Genomic DNA, 21281 nt, shown 5'->3' on the forward strand with positions numbered 1-21281 from the left:
AACTAAAATTGTTTTAAACAAGAGAGGCTTTCCAAATTGGAAAGCCTCTCTTGTTATTTCGTGTATTTTATAATTTATGCTTTGCCAATATAGTTAGCAATCCAATCGCCAACTTCCGAAGTTTTGAACGCTTTACCTTCAGCAATATCTTCGGTAACAACTTTCTCAGCCAACGAAGCGTTAACTGCATCGCGAATCAATTTTCCTTCATCCATCAGGTTGAAAGCATATTCGAACATCATCGCTGCAGAGAGGATGGTTGCAATGGGATTTGCAATATCTTTTCCGGCAGCTTGTGGGTACGAACCATGAATAGGTTCAAATACCGAAGTATGGATCCCTATAGATGCAGATGGAAGCAGACCAAGAGAGCCGGTAATTACACTGGCTTCGTCTGTCAGTATATCACCAAACATGTTTTCGGTAACCATCACATCAAAGTTTTTAGGCCATTGAATAATCTGCATGGCAGCATTATCAACAAACATGTATTCGGTTTTTACATCCGGATAGTTGGGTGCCATCTCCTGGGCAACCTCGCGCCACAAACGTGAGCTTTCCAATACATTGGCTTTATCTACAACGGTCAACTTTTTGTTACGTTTCAAGGCAAACTCATAGCCTAACTTCAAAATCCGTTCAATTTCGGCACGGGTATAAGTACAGGTATCGAAAGCTGTGTTTCCATCATCTTTACGGCCCTTTTCACCAAAATAAATACCTCCGGTCAACTCACGAATAGCCACAAAATTGGCTCCTTCAACCAACTCGCGACGAAGCGGTGATTTGTGCAATAGCGACTCGAAAGTTTCAACCGGCCGAATATTGGCGTACAAACCCAATTTTTTACGCATCAACAACAAGCCTTGTTCCGGACGCACCGTTGCTTTGGGGTTATTGTCGTACTTTGGATCACCAATCGCTCCGAACAGCACCGCATCAGATTGCATACACAATTCGTGTGTGTCATCTGGATAAGGCTCACCAACTTTATCGATGGCCGTTGCTCCGGTTAAAGCGTATTTGTATTCTAATTCGTGATTAAATTTTACTGCAACGGCTTTCACCGCTTTCATGGCCTGCTCTGTTATTTCAGGACCGATTCCGTCTCCAGGGAGAACCGCAAGATTCAATTTCATTTTTATTTATTCTGTTAATTATTCCTATTTATACCAGATCTGATAACTGATATCAATCGTTCATTTTCAACCATTTTTGAGTTATGACATCCTACTTTTTGACATACTCCCACACAATGCTGATAGGAGTTATCTTTGGTCGTAAAAAGTGTCAACATATGATTGTGGCATATGTAACAGCTTGAATAAATTGGAATTTTCACATGGCATTCCGGGCAAAACATTTCAAGCAAATCGCCATTTTTGAATGTGATATCAATACTCATTTTGGAGTAATCTCCAAATTTAGGGCTTAAAACTAAAAAGCCTTCATCTCCCCCATTTCTTATCACCTTAACTTTAATTCCGGGGTGGTCACTAAATTTACTGTTTTCATCAAGTAGCGAATGTCCATTCGGACAGTAGCATTTTTCAATAATAACAGTTTCTTTAATGTTAGCTGATCGTCTTTGTGGACGAAAGAATTTGTTTTTAGGAAAATGAATTTTCCCTTGTTTGGAGAATCTGGTCATGGGGCTTATTTTTTAAGTGTTCGTATGCTCCAATAAATTCAACATACGAGTTGTAGCTTTAATAGCTGCTGCCGTTTGATCAGAATCCAGCCCCCGGGTTTTAAACTCCCGATCGAGCTGCCAGATAATTACCGATTCTACTAATGCGTCAGTTTTTCCTCCCGGAGGAATTGTTACGCTGTAATCCAATAATTTTGGGAACGGCTTTTTCAACCGACGATAGATGTTTTTCAATGCATTCATAAAAGCATCATACTGACCATCTCCCGACTCAGTTGATTCGTATGTTTTTCCATCAATCTGTATGCTGAGCGTTGCTGAGGGCTTTAAACCCATGGCGTGCGACAGCGAATAATTATTGATGAGAATCTTTTGTTCTAAACTCTCTTGAAGAACGTCAGCAACAATATACGGTAAATCTTCGGCAGTTACGGTTTCCTTTTTATCGCCAAGGTCAATAATCCGGTTCGTAACCATTTTCAGGGCCTCAGTCGACAATTCAATGCCCATGTCTTCTAGGTTTGCTTTAATGTTAGCTTTTCCTGAAGTTTTCCCAAGAGCGTATGACCGGGTACGTCCAAACCGTTCCGGCAACAAATCATTGAAGTACAAATTATTCTTATTATCACCGTCGGCATGCACTCCACTACACTGGGTAAATACAAACTCCCCGATTAATGGTTTGTTGGTTGGAATTCTGATTCCTGAAAAAGTCTCTACCAATTTTGAAACCCGGTTTAACATGCTTTCGTTCACCTTCGTTTCCATTTTCAGGTGATCTTTAATTGTTGCAATCACACTTGAAAGAGGTGCATTTCCTGCGCGCTCTCCTAGCCCATTTACGGTTGTGTGTACACAGCGGATACCAGCTTTAATCGCGTGAAAAACATTTGCAATTGCTAAGTCATAATCGTTGTGTGCATGAAAATCAAAGTCAACATCGGGGAACGATTCAATCATTTCCTTACAATAGATGTATGTTTCATCCGGATCTAAAATCCCAAGAGTATCCGGCAACATAATGCGTTGAATTTTCATTTCTTTCAACTTGCCGACCATGAAGTGCACATAATCCTTAGAGTTTCTCATTCCATTTGACCAGTCCTCCAAATAAACATTTACTGCAATACCCAATTCGTCAGCGTAATCTACCGATTTTTGAATATCTGCAATATGTTCTTCCGGTGTCTTTCTCAGCTGTTGGCTGACATGTTTGTAAGATCCTTTACACAGTAGATTAATCACCTTTCCCCCTGCCCTGTCAATCCAGTCCAGTGAGATTTTCCCATCTACAAAGCCCAAAATCTCAACGCGATTAAGATAGCCAAGTTGACTAGCCCAAACCATAATCCGACGGGCTGCTTCAAATTCGCCTTCAGAAACACGAGCTGACGCAATTTCAATACGATCAACTTTTACACTTTCCAACAGCACTTTTGCGACACTTAACTTTTCAGTATCCGTGAACGACACCCCCGAAGTCTGTTCTCCATCCCTCAAGGTTGTGTCCATTATACTAAGTTCCTGGTCTTTTACTTCAACCATTTTTCCCGTCATTACGCGTTTATTTATTTTCAAATGCTTCGATATCTTCTTTCGAGTCAACAAGAAAATCTATATCATCCAATCCATTTTGCAAACAGTGTTTTTTATATGGATTGATTTCAAATTCTTCAGCCTCCCCGGTAGCCAGCAGGGTAAATTTTTGTTTCTCCAAATCCACTTCAAATTCGGTGGATGGATCACTTTCAATTGCTTTAAATATTTTCTCCAAAAAAGCTGGAGTAACAACAACCGGCAACAGCCCGTTATTCAGAGCATTGCCCTTAAAAATATCAGCAAAAAAGCTGGAGACAACTACCCGGAAACCAAAATCGTAAATCGCCCATGCAGCATGCTCACGGCTCGATCCACTTCCGAAGTTTTTACCTCCAACTAATATTTTTCCGGTGTACTTAGTGTCGTTCAACGGGAAGTCAGTTATTGGCTGATTTGACTTGTCGTATCGCCAATCGCGAAACAGATTATCGCCAAATCCTTTACGCTCCACAGCTTTTAAAAATCGCGCTGGTATTATCTGGTCGGTGTCCACATTCTCCACAGGCAACGGAACTGCCGTAGAAGTTAATGTTACAAATTTATCGTATGCCATTTTATCTTTTGAATTTTAAAATTAATGAAAGCCCACTTTCGATTACATCAATTCCCGTGGGTCTGTTATCACTCCGGTTACTGCAACGGCGGCTGCTGTCAATGGACTGGCCAACATCGTGCGGGCACCTGGCCCCTGACGGCCTTCAAAATTTCGGTTTGACGTAGATACCGCGTATTTTCCTTCCGGAATTTTATCATCATTCATTGCCAAACATGCCGAACAACCGGGCTGACGAAGCGCCATCCCTGCATCTTCGAAAATTTGATCCAGTCCTTCAGCAAGAATCTGTTTTTCAACGGCTTGTGAGCCCGGAACCAACCAAACATTAACATTGTCGGCTTTTTTCTTCCCTTTTACAAATTCAGCAAAAGCTCTGAAATCTTCAATACGACCATTGGTACAACTTCCAAGAAATACGTAATCCACCTTTTTGCCTGTCATTGCATCTCCCGGTTGGTAATCCATGTACTTCAACGACTTCAGGAAAGTTGTTTTATCAGTTCCTTCCATTTCGCTACCAGTAGGAATTGACTGAGTAATTCCGATTCCCATTCCCGGATTTGTTCCATAGGTTATCATGGGCTCAATGTCCGCCGCATCAAAATGATACTCCGTATCAAATTTCGCTCCGTCATCAGACTTCAACGTTTTCCAATAGGCAAGCGTTTTATCCCATTCTTCTCCCTTTGGAGCGAACTCACGTCCTTTTACATATTCGAATGTCGTTTCGTCCGGAGCAATCATTCCACCACGAGCACCGCATTCAATACTCAAATTACAAAGTGTCATCCGCGCTTCCATGCTCAGGCTGGTAATCGCTGATCCTGCATATTCAATAAAATGACCTGTTCCACCACTGGTAGAGATTTGCGAGATAATGTAAAGTGCGATATCTTTTGACGTTACACCTTTACTCAGTTCTCCATCAACTGTAACACGCATCTTCTTTGGCTTTGGCTGCATGATACACTGACTGGCCAACACCATTTCCACCTCGCTGGTACCAATTCCAAAAGCAATTGCTCCAAAAGCTCCGTGCGTAGAAGTATGACTATCGCCACAAACAATGGTCATACCAGGTTGTGTTAAGCCCATTTCAGGCCCAATAATGTGAACAACTCCGTGTCCTTCGCTTCCTAAACCATGATGAGTTATACCATGTGTTTCGCAGTTACTTTTCAGCATGTCTACCTGCTTACGCGAAAGTTCGTCCTTGATACTCAGCTCCTGATCAATTGTTGGAACATTGTGATCTGGTGTCGCGGTAGTTTGATCTGGGCGAAACACTTTCAATCCTCTGTTTTTCAAGCCCAAAAATGCAACTGGACTAGTCACTTCATGAATAAAATGACGATCGATATACAATACATTTGGGCCTCCTTCTACTTGCTTCACTACGTGAGTATCCCAAATTTTGTCGAATAAAGTTTTTGCTTCCAATTTATTATCGTTTTTTGTTAAATTATACTTGATTATTTTACCGGAATCTTATTTACGGCATCAATAAAAGCTTCGACCGATGCTGTGATAATATCGGTATGAGCTCCGAATCCGAAAAATTTCACGCCATCAAAGTCCAGTTCCATATGCACCTTACCAACGTCGTCGCTTCCACGAGTAATGGCCTGAATCAAAAATTCTTCCAAGGTTACCTGACGACGAATAATTTGCTTCACCGCATTGATCGCTGCATCAACAGGACCGTTACCCGATGCTGTTGCATCAAATAGTTCTCCGGCAACATTTATTCGAACGGAAGCCATTGGCAACAACGACTTTCCGGTTACCACTTGCAAGAACTCCAGTTTTACGCGACGTTCCTTCTGCTCGGCATCGCCTACCAATAAAGCAACATCATCATCACGGATGTCTTTTTTCTTATCAGCCAACTCCAGAAATTTCTCATAAACGTCTTCCAACTTCTCTTTGGTCAACTCATAGCCCATCACTTCCAAACGGTGCTTCAATGCAGCACGTCCACTTCGGGCAGTCAGCACAATCGACGATTCATTGATACCGACATCTTTGGGATCGATGATTTCATAATTCTCACGATTCTTCAATACACCATCCTGGTGAATACCCGACGAGTGAGCAAAAGCATTACGCCCCACAATCGCCTTGTTTGGCTGCACCGGCATATTCATCAAGTTCGAAACCAATCGGCTGGTTTTATAGATATTCTTGGTATTGATATTCGTATCGAGACCCAACACCTGATAACGGCTCTTTAAGGTCATCACCACTTCTTCCAACGATGTATTTCCGGCACGCTCGCCAATTCCGTTAATAGTTACTTCAGCCTGACGAGCTCCATTTATAACTCCGGCTATTGTATTGGCTGTTGCCATTCCCAAATCGTTATGGCAATGGGTTGATAGAATTGCATTCTCAACACCACGAACATTATCGATCAGGTATTTGATTTTTTCACCAAATTCATAGGGCATGGTATAACCCGTTGTATCAGGAATATTAACAACCGTTGCCCCGGCTTTAATAACTGCTTCAACGACTTTAGCCAGATATTCGTTATCCGAACGACCGGCATCCTCGGCGTAAAACTCCACATCCTCGACATACTTTTTAGCGTATTTTACTGCAGCAACAGCACGTTCAAGAATTTTTTCAGGAGTTGAATTGAGTTTATGGTAGATATGGTAAGGTGATGTTCCAATTCCGGTATGAATCCGTCCCTTTTTTGCATATTTGAGGGATTCGGCGGCAACATCAATGTCTTTTTCTACTGCGCGGGTAAGGGCACAAATCGTTGGCCAGGTTACCGCTTTTGAAATTTCGACTACTGATTCAAAGTCGCCAGGACTTGAAATTGGAAATCCAGCCTCGATTACGTCGACACCCAATTCCTCCAAAGCTTTGGCCACTTCAATCTTCTCAACCGTGTTTAACTGACACCCCGGAACTTGTTCTCCGTCCCTCAAGGTTGTGTCAAAAATGTACAATCTGTCGCTCATGATGAAATGATTTATTTATTTTCTGTTACTCTTGTTTACGCCACAAAAAAAGCCACTCTCTTTTGAGAATGGCTTTATGTCTATTTTTTATTATTAGTTACTCCATACCATTCTCATTACCGCATCCATAGTAGAATACCGAGTAGAATACCGAGAATAGAAATAGAGCTAACGTGTGTCATTTGTTCAATGATTTCCTGCAAATATGACAATTTAATTTTAAACTGAAAATTTAAACGCCATTTATTTTACGATTCTTAATAAAAAGATGGAGTTATCCGTTTTATAAAAAAACTGATTATTCTTCTTTTCCGTTTAATATCCCGCACTCTAAAAAACCAAAAGTCTTTTTTTGCAATTACTCGCCTTTTCTTGTAACATTTCTTACTAGCTTGCATCAAAGGGGCAAAACTTAAAAAATAAAACAATGGAAGACTTGATGTTAGCATTAATTTGGCTTGGTTTTTTTGCCAGTATTTTCTTTGGATGGTATTATTTTCTGCAGGCTCGAAATAAAGAACGAATGGCTCTGATTGAGCGGGACAAGGATGTTTCTGAAATTTATGCCAAACGTGAATTTCGATTTCGGTTCCCTTGGTTAAAATTGGGGATGCTAATCACCGGAGTTGGCTTTGGTTTTACATTAACGGTACTAATGATGATGAACCCGGTACTGGAACAATTCGTAAAGCGAACAGACGGCATGGTTATAGCAGCATCAATAATTCTATTTGGAGGCATATCTATGGTAATTGCGCACTACATCGACAAACCAAGTAAAAACTAGAAGTCACGAATGGACGACCTTTACATCAAAAAGGTATTGAACGGTGACACGGAAGGATTCAGGTATTTTATAACTAACTACAAGGATCTGGCTTTTACTGTGGCCATCTCAATCGTAAAAGATGAGTTTTGGGCTGAAGAGGTCGTCCAGGAGTCGTTTATTAAAGTATTCAGAAATCTTAAGTCATTTAAAGGACGTTCGAGTTTTATAACCTGGTTTTATCGCATTGTTATCAACGAGGCATTTCAACGAATAAGGAATGAAAAGAAAGAACATTTTTACACCGATAATTTCTTCGACCAGGAACCGACAGAAGAAAGCTTCGTTGGACTGAGCGCCGAAGAGCAGATTGCTCTGGTTCAGGAATCACTAAAACGACTCTCACCAAAAGAAAGTTTGGTACTTCGCTTGTTTTATCTGGAAGAACAAGATGCCAAGACAGTTTCAGAAGAAACAGGATGGTCAGAATCCAATATTCGGGTGATCCTCCACCGTGGGAGAAAAAACATGCTGGCTATTGTTGAACAATTGATGCAAAACGAATACAAAGCAACTTGATATGGAGAATTTAAAAAAAGAAGACAGATTCATAAAAGACATGATGAGACATTCTGCCTTTAAAATGCCTTTCGAGGATTTTGAAGATCGGATGATGGACAAAATTTACGAGGAAAAGCAGCAAAAAACTTCCGTCCAAAAAAGTACTCGTATTGCCTGGGTCTTCTTTTTTCTGGGCTTGTTTTTTGGCTTGCTGATTACAAGTCTAACCTCTACAATGGACTACCAACTCATTGGAATTCCGCTGAAAAAACTAGCCTATCTTCTTCAAATTGGTATTGCTCTCGTACTTCTTTTCCAGCTTGATTGGTTATTGAACTTGACCTTGCGAAAAAAAGACTAAAAAACGACTCGAACCGGAGGTAATTCCTCTTGTTTTTCAAAACTGATTGTTGCTATCAAATCCTCATCCGAACCCCAACTCATTGGTGGGCAAGTTAACTTGAGGCTTTTACCTCTAAACCGAGCCTTCCGTATTTTGTCCAAACCTTCGTCATTGGGAAACAACGATCCCTCAACATGATGAATGATATAATCCTTTTCCCGGTTGTATTCGTAACTGCCGAAATAGGAAATTCCTTTTAAGTTGCTCTGATCTTGTTCTTTTGGCATATATTGAACCGAAAAATGACCCGATGCGGTGTAATTCACATACCCAATTGCATCTTTCCCGAACGGATATTTCAATTCTCCATTTTCTTTCTGAAGCTCAAAAGATAAAAGCTTCCAGGTACCAACAATTACACTATTCATGCTTTTCTGATTTAAATAAAATTGAATAGTGTTACGCTCAATGATTCGAATTGTTCACGAAAGGAAATATGTTTAAAAGCTTATTACTACAGGAAGTTTGATTGAAAATTAGCCCAAAGCAACATCTAAAGTCATCATAACAGCAAAACCAAGCATGGCACCAATTGTGGCAATATCAGTGTTTTTCTCCAACTGTGACTCGGGAATTAATTCTTCAACAACCACATAAATCATTGCTCCGGCAGCAAAAGATAATGCGTATGGCAATATTGGGCGCATCAGTAAAACAGCAGCAGCTCCAATTACGCCGGCAATGGGCTCAACAATACCGGATGCTTGTCCGTACATAAAACTTTTTGTTCTCGACATTCCCTCCCGGCGCAAAGGAACAGACACAGCTGCACCCTCGGGGAAATTTTGAATGCCAATACCAATGGCTAATGCAATTGCCCCGGCCAACGAAGCGGCAGGAATACCGGCAGCAACAGCACCAAAAGCCACACCTACTGCCAGTCCCTCGGGAATATTGTGCAAGGTAATTGCCATAACCAGCAGCACACTCCGACGCCACGATGTTGGTATCCCTTCGGCTTCTTCTTTCGGAAACCCAAGGTGAAGGTGTGGGAGATACTGGTCGGCTAGCCATAAAAAAGCTCCTCCGGACAAAAAGCCAATTACTGCTGGGATCCATGGTGAATTTGTGGTTTCTTCCGCCAACTCAATAGCTGGGGCAAGCAAGGACCAAAAGCTGGCAGCAATCATCACTCCTGCTGCAAATCCAAGCATTCCATCCAATACTTTCCGATTAATTTTTTTGAAGAAAAAAACCATCGCAGCTCCAAGTGCTGTTACAAACCAAGTAAATAATGTTGCAAGCAAAGCTTGTGTGATCGGACTCAATTCAACAAACCAAGAGTACATATTTTGTCTTTATTATATTCTGTATCAATTTTCATCAAAAAAAATAAGTCGGATAAAAAACGACAAGTCAATGTCTATTATTCCGGCGAGATGAAATTATAAAAAAAATAACGGTGTCCACTATGTCCTTGTTCAATGAAACTACCCAAATTCTGTATCCGCTAATAATCATCTTAAGTAAATGTCGGTGCAATCATGCTACAGATATACCACTTCCTTAAAATGATACTCGTGCATTGGCCCATCTTTCTCTTGTATCCTGAGTTGCCCAATCTCATTTACTCCTGTAATTTTCCCTGTGTAATGGTGATTTTCATCCTTGAAAGCGTGCCATTCATCAAATCGATATAGTCGGTCATGAAACTCCTGATCGAGGTATTCAAACTTTCCCGCAACCAACTGCGCATAATAATAATCGATCGATTGAAGAACCTCCTTCAAAAGCGCATCTAAATCGTAGGTCTCTCCTGAAATAAGTTTTAACGACACCGGATTAGAGGCATCAGAGTAAAAGCGAGCTTGATTGACATTTAGTCCAACACCAATAACACTCTGCCGAATTTGGCTATTCATAATTCCATTTTCAATTAAAATGCCACACGCTTTTCGATCATTTACATAGATATCATTGGGCCACTTTATTTTTACGTCGTCAATAAATTTACTCAAACAGTTTTCAATTCCAAGGCAAACAACCTTTGAGAGCATAAATGTTTGGTAAACTGGCAAAAAAGCAGGCTGAATAAAAATTGAAAAGGTCAGGTTTTTTCCAGCTTCACTTTCCCACTTATTTGCAAAGTGCCCACGTCCGGCAGTTTGGTCATGTGCCAAAAAGACAGTCCCCTCTTCTACTTCATTTTCATACACTTGACCGATGGCATAGTTATTGGTACTCTCGGTTCGATCTACTTTAACGATGGTTTTACCGATATACTGACACATAGTTCAAAAAATTAATTCGCATTTTAAAATAAGCTATTTTATAGATTTTCAAGCGTTTCCGATTTTTAAATAAAAAGTAACACCTGAATCTGAATAAAGAACAATCGGAATTTAAAATCGTTACTGTATTGATGCTTATTTCAGGTTGTTACCTAATGCATTTAAAATCGTCAAAATAAGTGAAAAAATTTATCTTTGTAGTTCTAAAATAAATCTATGCAGAAAACGCCAATAGGAAAAGATAGTCGACAGCTGTTAAACGCTATTCTTGAAGGGATTCATAAGATCAAGGGGAAAGACATTGTGAAAATAGACTTGACAAAAATAAATCATTCGGAATGTAATTACTTCATCATATGTCATGGGAACTCAACCACCCAAGTTGATGCTATTGCACGTTCAGTAGAAAAAACAGTTGAAGAGATGGTAGGAGAAAAAGCCTGGCACAAGGATGGTTACCAAAACTCAGTTTGGGTTTTGTTAGACTATGCAGATGTCATGGTACACGTATTTCAACATGAAACTCGAAAACATTATAATTTAGAAAACCTTTGGGCTGATGCAGCCACAGAAAAAATACAAACAGAAAATTAGACGAAATGGCAGATAACAATAAAAAGAATAAACAGCGTCCTAATTTGGGAAATTTTAAACCCGGGGGAAAGCCACCAAAATTTAATCCTTATTGGATTTATGGAATCGTAATTGTCATTTTTCTGGCAATCCAGTATTTCAGCTTTGGCGGTGGACCTGTAAAAACAACCTGGAACGAGGTTAAAAACGACATGTTGGAACAGCATGACATTGAACGAATTGTTGTGGTTAACCGGGAGGAAGCTCAAATATACCTGAAAGAGTCGAGCTATGATGACTATGCTGACAAATTAAACACCGGCCTTGGTGCCCCTTCAAAATTTGGTCCTCATTTCGTATTTACCATCGGATCAGTTGAAACTTTTGAAAGCAACCTGCAAGAAGCGCAAGCTAATTTTAACGATTCGGATAAAGTTCCCGTCGAGTATCAAACTGTTCACAATTATTTTAGCGAAATATTAAGCTGGATACTTCCTTTTCTGCTCATCATTGCTATTTGGTGGTGGATTTTCCGCCGTATGAGCAAAGGTACTGGAGGTGCTGGAGGTGCTGGAAATATATTCAGTGTCGGGAAATCGCAAGCTAAGGTTTTTGATAAAGACTCACGCGTTAGCACTACGTTTAAAGAGGTTGCCGGATTAGCTGAAGCAAAACAGGAAGTTGAAGAAGTTGTTTCCTTCTTAAAAAGCCCTGCAAAATATACGAAACTGGGTGGTAAAATCCCTAAAGGTGCACTTTTGGTTGGACCTCCGGGAACTGGTAAAACATTGTTGGCAAAAGCAGTTGCCGGCGAAGCCAACGTACCGTTTTTCTCCATGTCGGGTTCCGACTTTGTCGAAATGTTTGTCGGAGTTGGAGCATCACGTGTTCGGGATTTATTTAAACAAGCTAAAGAAAAAGCACCATGTATTGTCTTCATTGATGAGATTGATGCCATTGGGCGTGCCAGAGGTAGAAATCCCAACATGGGCTCAAACGACGAGCGCGAAAACACGCTAAACCAACTACTTACCGAGATGGATGGTTTCGACACCAATTCCGGGGTAATTATACTGGCTGCAACAAACCGGGCAGACATGCTTGACCGCGCCTTAATGCGTGCCGGGCGTTTCGACCGCCAAATACACGTAGAATTGCCCGACCTGAATGAGCGTGGTGAAATTTTCAAAGTTCACTTGCGCCCCATCAAATTATCAGATGAGGTGGAGGCCCAATTCCTGGCCAAGCAAACACCCGGATTTTCGGGTGCCGACATTGCCAACGTGTGTAACGAAGCAGCTCTGATTGCAGCCCGAAAAGAACGTGACAATGTTGGTCGCCAAGACTTTCTGGATGCCGTTGACCGTATTATCGGCGGCTTAGAAAAGAAAAATAAAATTATTTCGAAGGAGGAAAAAGAACGAATTGCCTACCACGAAGCAGGTCACGCTACAATTAGCTGGTTGCTCGAGCATGCACATCCATTGGTGAAAGTAACCATTGTTCCTCGCGGAAAAGCACTGGGAGCTGCCTGGTATTTACCCGAAGAGCGATCGATTACAACAAAAGAACAACTGCTTGACGAGATGTGCTCAGCCTTAGGAGGAAGAGCCGCCGAAGAAATTATTTTTGGAACGATTTCATCAGGTGCTCAAAACGATCTGGAGAAAATTACCAAACAAGCTTATGCGATGATTAGCATCTTTGGGATGAGCGAAAAAGTTGGAAATGTTAGTTTCTATGATTCAACCGGCCAAAACGACTATGGTTTTACGAAACCATACAGCGAAAAAACAGCCGAACTGATTGATGCCGAAGCAAAAGTACTGATCGATGCGCAATACAAACGGGCATTACAAGTACTGAAAGATAACGCTGATGGCCACAAAAAACTCGGAGCTCGCCTGCTGGAAAAAGAAGTTATTTTTGGTGAAGACCTGGAAGAAATATTTGGTAAAAGACCTTGGGTAAGAGAAGAATTGACAGCAGAAAAGCAAGAAGTCATTAAATCAATACCGTCGAAAGAAGAGCCCAACGAAGCAACTTCAGTGTAATTTCAATTACAATGAACTCATCAAGAGCAAAAATACTAAATAGATTACAGGAAACTCAAAATAAAAGGGACGGGCAACATTTAGCCCGTCCCGATTTCAAATCTCCAATTTACCCTTCACTGGACAAAAATCTAGTTGACTGTTTCCAAACGAACCTTGAACTGATTGGAGGTAAAGTTCTCCGCATCGAAAACCTTAATGCCGTAATTCCTGAATTAAAAAAACTGTTTGAATCAGAAAAGCTTGAACACCTTGTGTGTTTGGAGCCTAAAATACAGGATGTCCTAAATGGGAATATGGCATATAAAAATTCGCTGGATGATTTTGAGCACGTTGGCGTGGGTATAACAACCTGTGAATACTTAGTTGCACACCTTGGGTCTATTTTAGTCAGCTCAGCCTCGAGATCCGGTCGTCGACTAAATGTTTTTCCTGAGTGCCACATTGTACTGGCAAGTAAAGATCAGCTAGTTAGCTTCCTGGATGATGCATTAACCAAAATAGAAACGAAATATCCAGACCAATTTCCAAGTATGATTACCAACATCACCGGTCCTAGCCGTACCGCAGATATTGAAAAAACATTGGTCATGGGAATGCATGGTCCCAAAAAATTATTCGTACTTTTAGCTGACGAACTATTTTAAGAATCAGGCTATGGAAAAAGATTTAGTAATTGTTTATTCCTCCGATCAGGAATATCAGGTAAAGATTGCTCAGGAATTATTGGATGAACATGGTGTTGAATCCTTCACTCTTAATCAGCATGATTCTGTCATACCAAGTATCGGTCTTGTCGAGCTTTATGTGAACCAAAAAGATCAAAAAAACGCAGAGAAAATCCTCAAAAAGCTCAAACGTTGAAAAACCTTTTTGTCAGAACGCTTACTGGAATTGCTTTCACTGCGGTTGTTATTGGGAGTCTGTTGCTGAGTGAGTATGCCTTTGGCGCGCTTTTTTTAGCTGTTATAATCACCGGACTTCGTGAGTTTTTTAGCTTTTTTAAGAAAGCCCCTATTTCTCCAAACCAGATTGTGGTCGTCCCCATTGGCATTCTATTTTTTGTTTCCTTTTTTCTGGTTGGGAAAGGTATTTTACCGCAAATAGCCTACTACTGCCTCATTCCAATTTTTCTTTTAGTTTTTATTGCTGAGCTATATCGAGGAAAAGATTTTCCGTTTGAAAATATGGCCGCCGGTGTCCTCGGACTCATATATATTGCCCTTCCAATAAGCATGATCTGCCTATTGGTCTTTCCTTCAGCCAACATTTACAATCCATCGCTTTTACTGGCGCTATTTGCAATTATTTGGACCTATGACTCGGGTGCCTACCTGTTCGGAGTAAGCATAGGAAAGCATCGATTATTCGAGCGAATTTCACCAAAAAAATCATGGGAAGGAGCGATCGGTGGAGCACTGTCGGCTGTTGGCATTGCGGTTCTTATTTCAAGCAAATTTATTCCTGAAATTGCAATTCACCATTGGATCGCAATCGCTTTGCTCACTGTTGTGTTTTCAACTTTTGGCGATTTAACAGAGTCACTTTTCAAACGGCAATTCAACTTGAAAGACAGCGGCAACTTTCTGCCCGGTCATGGAGGCATTTTAGATCGGTTCGACAGTATCTTCTTTGCCGTTCCCATCATTGTCCTTTATCTCAAAATCTTCACCTGAAATCAATCAGAATTACGTCACTATTAATTATAAATTCTTATAATTCGTTTGTTAAAAACAACTCCATAAACACGGCATTGATTTATTTCCTTATTTTTGCACTGACAAAAACGAATGTTATTCTAATGGATCAACATTCAGACAACTATTGACATTACATACATTGACATTATGAAATTTCATCCGGCGGGAAAACCGATTATTCGAAATACAATAATAATCGTTCTTATAATAAACCTTGCGACCTGGCTATTAGCATCATGCGCTATTGTGGGATCAATCATTTCCTTTGGCACATTAATTCTACTAGCCCTTGTCCTTCAGTTTTTTAGATATCCTGATCGCAAAATTACACTCAACAGCAAACAAGTATTAGCTCCGGCTGATGGCAAAATTTGTACTATTGAAGAAACCGAAGAAAACGAGCACCTCCATCAAAAATGCAAGAAGGTCTCTATTTTTATGTCTCCTTTAAATGTGCATATCAATTGGATTCCGGCTCCCGGAACCATCACCTTTGTGAAGCATAAAAAAGGTGAGTTTTACGCTGCGTTCAAAGACAAATCGGCCGAGGAGAACGAACGAACCTGCGTTGCCATCAAGCTAAAAGACGGACGTGAAATCATGGCCAATCAGGTTGCCGGAGCAATGGCGCGGCGTATTCTAAACTTCCTGCATGTTGGGCAACTGGTTACACAGGATATGGAAATGGGCTTTATTCGATTTGGTAGTCGCGTTGATTTGTATTTACCGCTCGACACTGAAATTAAAGTAAAACTTGGCGATAAAGTCACGGGGTCACAAACTATAATTGGGGAGTTAAGCTAATGAGACGAGTCAGTGAATTATTTTTTTGGGTTCCTAATTTCATTACCTCAATGAATCTTGCGGCGGGAAGCTTGGCTGTTTTCTTTGGAATAGAAGGACAGTTAGGCTGGGCAGCCGTGTTTATTCTTGCTGCCGCGGTATTTGATTTCTTAGATGGGATGGCTGCACGTTTATTAGGCGCATATTCTGAAATTGGCAAACAATTGGACTCACTGGCTGACTTGATATCATTTGGACTGGCTCCGGCTGCCATGCTATTTACCATGCTCGAACTAGCCTTGTTTCAAAACAATCAACCCATTTTTGAAATTGATGCGACTCCATTACAGTGGATCTTTTTATTTTCAGTATTGCTTGTCCCTATTTCCGGAGCATTTCGGTTGGCAAAATTCAACCTGGATACCCGGCAAAGCGAGAGTTTCCTGGGACTACCCATACCGGCCAATGCTATTTTTTACGCATCACTCGGTCTCATCCTGGAACTAGGCACAAGCCCAGTCATTGAAAAGATCATTCTCAATCGGTTTAATCTACTCACAACAATTGCACTTCTCTCCGCTCTAATGATTTCAGAACTTCCTATGTTTTCAATGAAGTTCAAGCATCTGAAATGGACAGGCAACGAGGTTCGCTTTTTGTTTATCGCATTTTCTGTAGTACTTGCTATCCTGCTCCAATATTATGCTATTCCATTAATTATAATCGGCTACATTTTGATCTCAGTTCTCTTAAGGGTGATCAAAAAATAAGGCCATACCGACTTGGCATGACCTTGATTTATCTCCAGTAAAGAAAGTTTACTCTTCTACTCTCTCCAGTACATCGCTATATTTTTTCACAAAATACTTGACCAAATGATACGACAAAACAATTAGTGCCGGCCAGGTCAGGAAATATAAAATTAGTTTCAAATACATAGTTTCAAGCTTTAAATTGTAACATTAGCGGGTACTTAAAACCCGCTGATTATTAATTGTTTATTTTTTAGTTCTTTGACATTTTTGTAATCGTATTTCGTAAGTACTTCTCTTACAGGAGTTTTATCGAGTAGAGATATGCTAAGGATTTGTAGGATTTCGTAGATTGAGCGGTCAACTTTCAATTTGTTACCAATTATTGCAACAAGGCAGTATGCGATGATCGCACAATACATTTGGATTTTCACAGCATTGAGGGTTGTACCCCAAAAGGATTTTATCTTGAGATGCTGTTTCATCCATTTGAAGAACAGTTCTACTTCCCAGCGCTTTTTGTACAAATAAGCTATTTCTGTAGGTTTAAGTTCCATGTTGTTGGTAAGGAATATTAGTTCCTTATCTGATTCACAATCATAGTACTTTATCCTTCGAAGCTTCTCTGGATAATCCCTGCTTGGGTAGTAAGTTTCCAGCTTGCCGATTTGGTCATATTTCACTCCGGTTGCTTTGTCAACTGGGTTTGAATACATCCGCTTAAATCGCATGTTATCTTTTGCCCGTGTAACAAAGAAAGCCCGCTGCTGGTGAAGATGGTACAATCTTTTAAAATCAATGTAAGCTTTGTCGATCACATAAAAGCTTCCGGGCTCATATGGGATCAAATCAAGTGCATTGACATCGTGCATTTTGGCATTTGAGATATACAGGAACGTTGGAATTGATGTTTTCACATCATACAAAGTGTGCAGTTTAATGCCACCTTTTGTTTTCCGAAACTCAGCCCACCAAAATACACTAAGGCAAAGATCTATTGTTGATGAATCAAATGCATAAACATTGCCTTCAACATTAACTTCAAAGTCCGATCTGTAGCAGCTTTTGCGTGCTTCCTCTATGAGAACATAAGCAAAATCTTCAAAGATTTTATAGCTACGTTTTTCATTGGCTTTGCCAAGGTTCCTTCTGGTTACTGTTGAACCAAACCCAAGATGATAATATTTGGATTTGTGAGCTTCAAGACTTAAGAGTAAATCTCTCATACTGTCTCTTGAAGTAAGCTGTCCAAATACCATACAAAGCATTTGGTTCCAACATGTATAAGTTCTTACATGCTTATTCCCGTTGTGTTTGCTGACAATTTTGTCGAATACACGTCTGGGTAAAAAATCTGTAAGTTGAGCGAAAATATATTTGCCTTGGTTCATGGATAATTGCTTGTTTACATGCAAAAATCCATATTTTCAATTCAAATCGTCACGCTATCAAAAATCGCCACAAGTACGACTAACAAAGAATTTCAAAGAACGTATTTTAATTTTTAGTACCCACTAGTGAAATTGTAATACAACAAATTCAATTAATAGGCGTGAGAATCTTCCTCCTGCATTTCTGCCTCGTCGATTTTCTTGGAGTTCATGGCTTTCCACACCCACCAAATATAGGCCACCACAAATGGTACACCTAAAGAAACATAGCTCATAGCTGTCAATGTAAAGTGACTCGACGAAGCGGTTTCAATTGTCAGCGAATCCTGTAAAGCATAGTTCGACGGATAAAAGGCTGTTCCATTCAATCCGGCAATTAAAAACAAGGCCAACACTGCCAACACCGTACCGGCTCCTGCAAACCAAATTCCTCTGGAACTATTCTTCAAAATAGTAACACCAATTCCCCCAAGCACACCAACTACACCCAGTAAGAGAATAACCGCTACTAAAGGCATTTGAATTAAATTATGCAGGTATTTGAATTTCTCCATAAACACTTCTGTTTCATTGTACGCATATCCATCTTTCAGCACTAGCCAAATGACGAAGTACAAAAAGAAAACCAGAAACGGAATAGTATTATACAGGACTTGCTTTTTAGAACGTGTAAAGATCGCTTCACTTTCCACCGAGCTAATAAAATACAAAGCACCGAGGATACGTGCCAGAAAGAAAACAGACAAACCGAGAGCTACATTGTGAAAAGTCAACACCGCTTCAAGTCCTCTGAAAGGTGTTTCCCAACTCACGTTGTTCATATCATTCAGACTAAACATGGCTCCATTGAAAAATGTACCTACCGCGGTTCCTATCAGGATTGTTCCCAAAGCTCCGTTCAAGAATAAGAAAGCCTCAAAGGTTTTAGCTCCTAAAAAGTTGGCTGGCTTAGTTCGGTATTCGTATGAAACGGCCTGTATAACGAATGAAAACAAAATGGCGATCCAAACCCAATAAGCCCCACCAAACGAGGTAGCGTAAAACAAAGGGAAAGACGCAAAAAATGCTCCTCCAAAGGTTACCAGAGTTGTAAAGGTAAACTCCCATTTTCGCCCGAGTGTATTAACCAACATGGTTCGTTCCGGCTCAGTTTTCCCAATCGTATAGATTAACGTTTGGCCTCCCTGTACAAAAGTCAGGAAAACGAATAATGCACCCAACAGCGAGATAATCACCCACCAATATTGTTGCAAAGCTAAATGTGATAACGTTTCAAACATTAGTGCTGCCCTCCATCCATTTTAGGTCCAATTTTAATTTGTCGAAGCATAATTTTAAGTTCTGCGATTAAGAGCAAGGTAAAAATAGCTGCAAATAACCAGAAGGTTACCTGAACAGCACTTGTACTAATTTTTGTAACCGCGGCAACCGTAGGCATTAAATCTTGAATTACCCAGGGTTGGCGCCCTACCTCGGCCACAATCCATCCAGCCTGCGAAGCAATGTACGCCAATGGTATTGTCCATACAGCCAGCCGAAGGAAACCCTTCTTTTTTTCCAGCTTACCCCGAATTGTATATAAAAAGGCAAGGATAAAAAATACGATAAAATAAAAACCGAGCCCCACCATAATGTGAAAGCTGTAAAACGAAAGTGGCACACTTGGGATCAGCAGGTTTTTGTCGGTAATGTATCCGTAGCCAAAATAGTTGAAATAGTTTTCCTGAAAATCAGGATCCATAAATTCAGTTTTTAATTGATCTGCCAACTGACCATCACCGCTATTTTTAGCATCTTTATACTCTTTCAGTTTGATGATTGCTGCTTTTCCTCGCTCAATTTTCTCGTCGGCTGATAGGTAGCCATATTTTTCATTCCCATTAATCAAATCATTAATTCCGGGCACAAAAGCGTTCCAGTCCATATAAGCCATGTACGAAAGTACATTGGGAATTTCAAGCTTCATATTGAAGTCCAGTAAATTCTGGTTGGTGGGATCAGCATCCGACGTTGAAAAAACACCGAGCGCAATCAATCCGGCTCCTTCACTTCCATTGTACAAACCTTCAAAAGCAGCAAATTTCATCGGCTGCTGCTGCGCAATATCACGTGCCGAGCTGTCTCCGGTAAATGCCACATAAACGGAAGATACAAGCCCAAAAATAGCTGCTACAAGAATACTTTTCCGAGCAAAAACCAGGTTGCGTTTCTTCAATATAAACCAGGCTGAAATACCAATAACAAAAATTGACGCTAATACGAAACCGGAAGAAGTCGTGTGCAAAAACTTATAAATAGCAGTTGGCGAGAACAACACCTCCCAAAAACTAACCATTTCATTGCGGGCTGTTTCGGGATTAAACTGCATACCAACCGGATTTTGCATCCAGGCGTTGGCAACCAAAATCCATAGTGCCGAAAGATTTGCTCCGATAGCCGTCAACCAGGTTGATAACAGGTGAACTTTCTTACTCACCTTATTCCAGCCAAAAAACATGACTGCAATAAAGGTCGACTCCATGAAAAAGGCAAAAATACCTTCAATAGCCAGTGGTGCTCCGAAAATGTCGCCCACAAACCAGGAGTAATTGGACCAGTTGGTTCCAAACTCAAACTCCAAAATAATTCCGGTGGCCACTCCAATAGCGAAGTTAATACCAAACAGAACCATCCAGAACTTTGTGATTCTTTTCCATTCCACATTGCCTGTTTTCACGTACAAGGTTTCCATAATTGCGATAATCATGGTTAATCCCAGCGTGAGTGGAACGAAAAGCCAATGGTACATGGCAGTGAGCGCAAACTGCGCCCGTGACCAATTGACCAGAGATAAGTCGATAGCTTCTAACATTGATTTTTTATTTTACGGGTTCTACTAAATTTTCAAGCACATGATTACCTCGCTCTTCATCGGTATCAAAATTTGTTTTTAAAAAATTCGGAAAGAAAAAGAGCCTCAAAACAAAAAACATAATGAACAGCTTGACCAAAATTACGATCCAGACTTGCTTTCCCCAGGTACTCATCGACCGAAAACCATCATAATAAAGATGCCATGCCCTGGCAAGGAATTTACTTTTCATTTTTGGCTTATTTTTTTGTTTATCAGAAAAACCGACAGAAAATTAATCAAACACCAAACAAGTTCCTAATCAAATTGTTGAGCGAATTTTACAAATTATTAAAACGCATAAAACGATGCTTTTATCGTTAATAATACAATTACATTATAATCAAAAGATTTCGACTACTCGCTTAACTAAAACACATGATAAAAAAAATAAAG

At 40.3% G+C, this 21281-nt stretch carries 23 protein-coding genes; 10 read left to right on the plus strand and 13 right to left on the minus strand.

Annotated elements, in window-relative coordinates; translation table 11 throughout:
- Positions 1 to 74: 74 nt before the first annotated feature.
- From leuB to ACTB00_RS07160, 6 genes are read right to left on the minus strand one after another with little or no spacing between them, the layout of a single operon-like run.
- A complete protein-coding gene (gene leuB / locus ACTB00_RS07135) occupies positions 75 to 1139 on the minus strand; it encodes a 3-isopropylmalate dehydrogenase (RefSeq protein WP_463299222.1) in 1065 nt (354 codons plus the stop codon).
- Between the two features lie 14 nt (positions 1140 to 1153).
- Entirely contained in the window at positions 1154 to 1651 is a 498-nt protein-coding gene (locus ACTB00_RS07140; RefSeq protein ID WP_463299223.1) for a hypothetical protein, read from the minus strand.
- Positions 1652 to 1663: 12 nt separating this feature from the next.
- Positions 1664 to 3208, minus strand: coding sequence for an alpha-isopropylmalate synthase regulatory domain-containing protein (locus tag ACTB00_RS07145; protein WP_463299224.1), 1545 nt, complete (start codon positions 3206 to 3208; stop codon positions 1664 to 1666).
- Between the two features lie 7 nt (positions 3209 to 3215).
- Positions 3216 to 3803, minus strand: a complete 588-nt coding sequence (leuD, locus tag ACTB00_RS07150) for a 3-isopropylmalate dehydratase small subunit (protein ID WP_463299225.1) — start codon at positions 3801 to 3803, stop codon at positions 3216 to 3218.
- Between the two features lie 42 nt (positions 3804 to 3845).
- Positions 3846 to 5246: a 3-isopropylmalate dehydratase large subunit gene (leuC, locus tag ACTB00_RS07155; protein WP_463299226.1), complete on the minus strand. Its 1401-nt coding sequence runs from the start codon at positions 5244 to 5246 to the stop codon at positions 3846 to 3848.
- A gap of 32 nt (positions 5247 to 5278) precedes the next feature.
- Positions 5279 to 6781, minus strand: coding sequence for a 2-isopropylmalate synthase (locus tag ACTB00_RS07160; RefSeq protein WP_463299227.1), 1503 nt, complete (start codon positions 6779 to 6781; stop codon positions 5279 to 5281).
- A gap of 427 nt (positions 6782 to 7208) precedes the next feature.
- On the opposite strand from ACTB00_RS07160, the gene ACTB00_RS07165 reads away from it, so the two are divergent.
- From ACTB00_RS07165 to ACTB00_RS07175, 3 genes are read left to right on the plus strand one after another with little or no spacing between them, the layout of a single operon-like run.
- Positions 7209 to 7568 (plus strand): DUF6249 domain-containing protein, encoded by a 360-nt coding sequence (locus ACTB00_RS07165; RefSeq protein WP_463299228.1) that lies wholly within the window; start codon positions 7209 to 7211, stop codon positions 7566 to 7568.
- Between the two features lie 9 nt (positions 7569 to 7577).
- On the plus strand, positions 7578 to 8126 hold the full coding sequence (locus tag ACTB00_RS07170) for an RNA polymerase sigma factor (protein WP_463299229.1): 549 nt from the start codon (positions 7578 to 7580) through the stop codon (positions 8124 to 8126).
- A 1-nt stretch (position 8127) separates the two neighbouring features.
- Positions 8128 to 8469: a hypothetical protein gene (locus tag ACTB00_RS07175; RefSeq protein WP_463299230.1), complete on the plus strand. Its 342-nt coding sequence runs from the start codon at positions 8128 to 8130 to the stop codon at positions 8467 to 8469.
- Here the strand turns inward: ACTB00_RS07175 and ACTB00_RS07180 are convergent.
- The 3 genes from ACTB00_RS07180 to ACTB00_RS07190 all read right to left on the minus strand — a co-directional run bounded on the left by ACTB00_RS07180 (position 8466) and on the right by ACTB00_RS07190 (position 10742).
- On the minus strand, positions 8466 to 8879 hold the full coding sequence (locus ACTB00_RS07180) for a lipocalin-like domain-containing protein (protein WP_463299231.1): 414 nt from the start codon (positions 8877 to 8879) through the stop codon (positions 8466 to 8468). The genes ACTB00_RS07175 and ACTB00_RS07180 overlap by 4 nt on opposite strands.
- Before the next feature lie 108 nt (positions 8880 to 8987).
- Entirely contained in the window at positions 8988 to 9800 is an 813-nt protein-coding gene (locus ACTB00_RS07185) for a ZIP family metal transporter (RefSeq protein ID WP_463299232.1), read from the minus strand.
- 198 nt (positions 9801 to 9998) lie between these two features.
- A complete protein-coding gene (locus tag ACTB00_RS07190; RefSeq protein ID WP_463299233.1) occupies positions 9999 to 10742 on the minus strand; it encodes a biotin--[acetyl-CoA-carboxylase] ligase in 744 nt (247 codons plus the stop codon).
- 216 nt (positions 10743 to 10958) lie between these two features.
- Here ACTB00_RS07190 and rsfS point away from each other — a divergent pair, with 216 nt between their 5' ends.
- The 7 genes from rsfS (at position 10959) to ACTB00_RS07225 (ending at position 16622) form a co-directional block, all read left to right on the plus strand.
- On the plus strand, positions 10959 to 11336 hold the full coding sequence (rsfS, locus tag ACTB00_RS07195; protein ID WP_463299234.1) for a ribosome silencing factor: 378 nt from the start codon (positions 10959 to 10961) through the stop codon (positions 11334 to 11336).
- 5 nt (positions 11337 to 11341) lie between these two features.
- Positions 11342 to 13369, plus strand: coding sequence for an ATP-dependent zinc metalloprotease FtsH (gene ftsH / locus ACTB00_RS07200; RefSeq protein ID WP_463299235.1), 2028 nt, complete (start codon positions 11342 to 11344; stop codon positions 13367 to 13369).
- Positions 13370 to 13380: 11 nt separating this feature from the next.
- Entirely contained in the window at positions 13381 to 14016 is a 636-nt protein-coding gene (locus ACTB00_RS07205; RefSeq protein WP_463299236.1) for a LutC/YkgG family protein, read from the plus strand.
- 10 nt (positions 14017 to 14026) lie between these two features.
- On the plus strand, positions 14027 to 14233 hold the full coding sequence (locus ACTB00_RS07210) for a putative signal transducing protein (RefSeq protein WP_463299237.1): 207 nt from the start codon (positions 14027 to 14029) through the stop codon (positions 14231 to 14233).
- A complete protein-coding gene (locus ACTB00_RS07215; protein ID WP_463299238.1) occupies positions 14230 to 15045 on the plus strand; it encodes a phosphatidate cytidylyltransferase in 816 nt (271 codons plus the stop codon). The genes ACTB00_RS07210 and ACTB00_RS07215 overlap by 4 nt, the downstream gene beginning before the upstream one ends.
- Positions 15046 to 15216: 171 nt before the next feature.
- A complete protein-coding gene (locus ACTB00_RS07220) occupies positions 15217 to 15873 on the plus strand; it encodes a phosphatidylserine decarboxylase family protein (RefSeq protein WP_463299239.1) in 657 nt (218 codons plus the stop codon).
- Positions 15873 to 16622, plus strand: coding sequence for a CDP-alcohol phosphatidyltransferase family protein (locus tag ACTB00_RS07225; RefSeq protein WP_463299240.1), 750 nt, complete (start codon positions 15873 to 15875; stop codon positions 16620 to 16622). Before ACTB00_RS07220 ends, ACTB00_RS07225 begins: the two co-directional genes overlap by 1 nt.
- Positions 16623 to 16825: 203 nt before the next feature.
- Here ACTB00_RS07225 and ACTB00_RS07230 read toward each other — a convergent pair whose 3' ends face one another.
- The 4 genes from ACTB00_RS07230 to ACTB00_RS07245 form a co-directional block, all read right to left on the minus strand.
- Positions 16826 to 17995, minus strand: coding sequence for an IS4 family transposase (locus ACTB00_RS07230; protein ID WP_463299241.1), 1170 nt, complete (start codon positions 17993 to 17995; stop codon positions 16826 to 16828).
- A gap of 152 nt (positions 17996 to 18147) precedes the next feature.
- Entirely contained in the window at positions 18148 to 19275 is a 1128-nt protein-coding gene (locus ACTB00_RS07235) for a cytochrome d ubiquinol oxidase subunit II (RefSeq protein ID WP_463299242.1), read from the minus strand.
- Entirely contained in the window at positions 19275 to 20846 is a 1572-nt protein-coding gene (locus ACTB00_RS07240; protein ID WP_463299243.1) for a cytochrome ubiquinol oxidase subunit I, read from the minus strand. Before ACTB00_RS07240 ends, ACTB00_RS07235 begins: the two co-directional genes overlap by 1 nt.
- Positions 20847 to 20853: 7 nt before the next feature.
- On the minus strand, positions 20854 to 21078 hold the full coding sequence (locus tag ACTB00_RS07245; RefSeq protein ID WP_463299244.1) for a DUF4492 domain-containing protein: 225 nt from the start codon (positions 21076 to 21078) through the stop codon (positions 20854 to 20856).
- Positions 21079 to 21281: the final 203 nt, after the last annotated feature.

It is taken from the genome of Sunxiuqinia sp., from assembly GCF_055140945.1.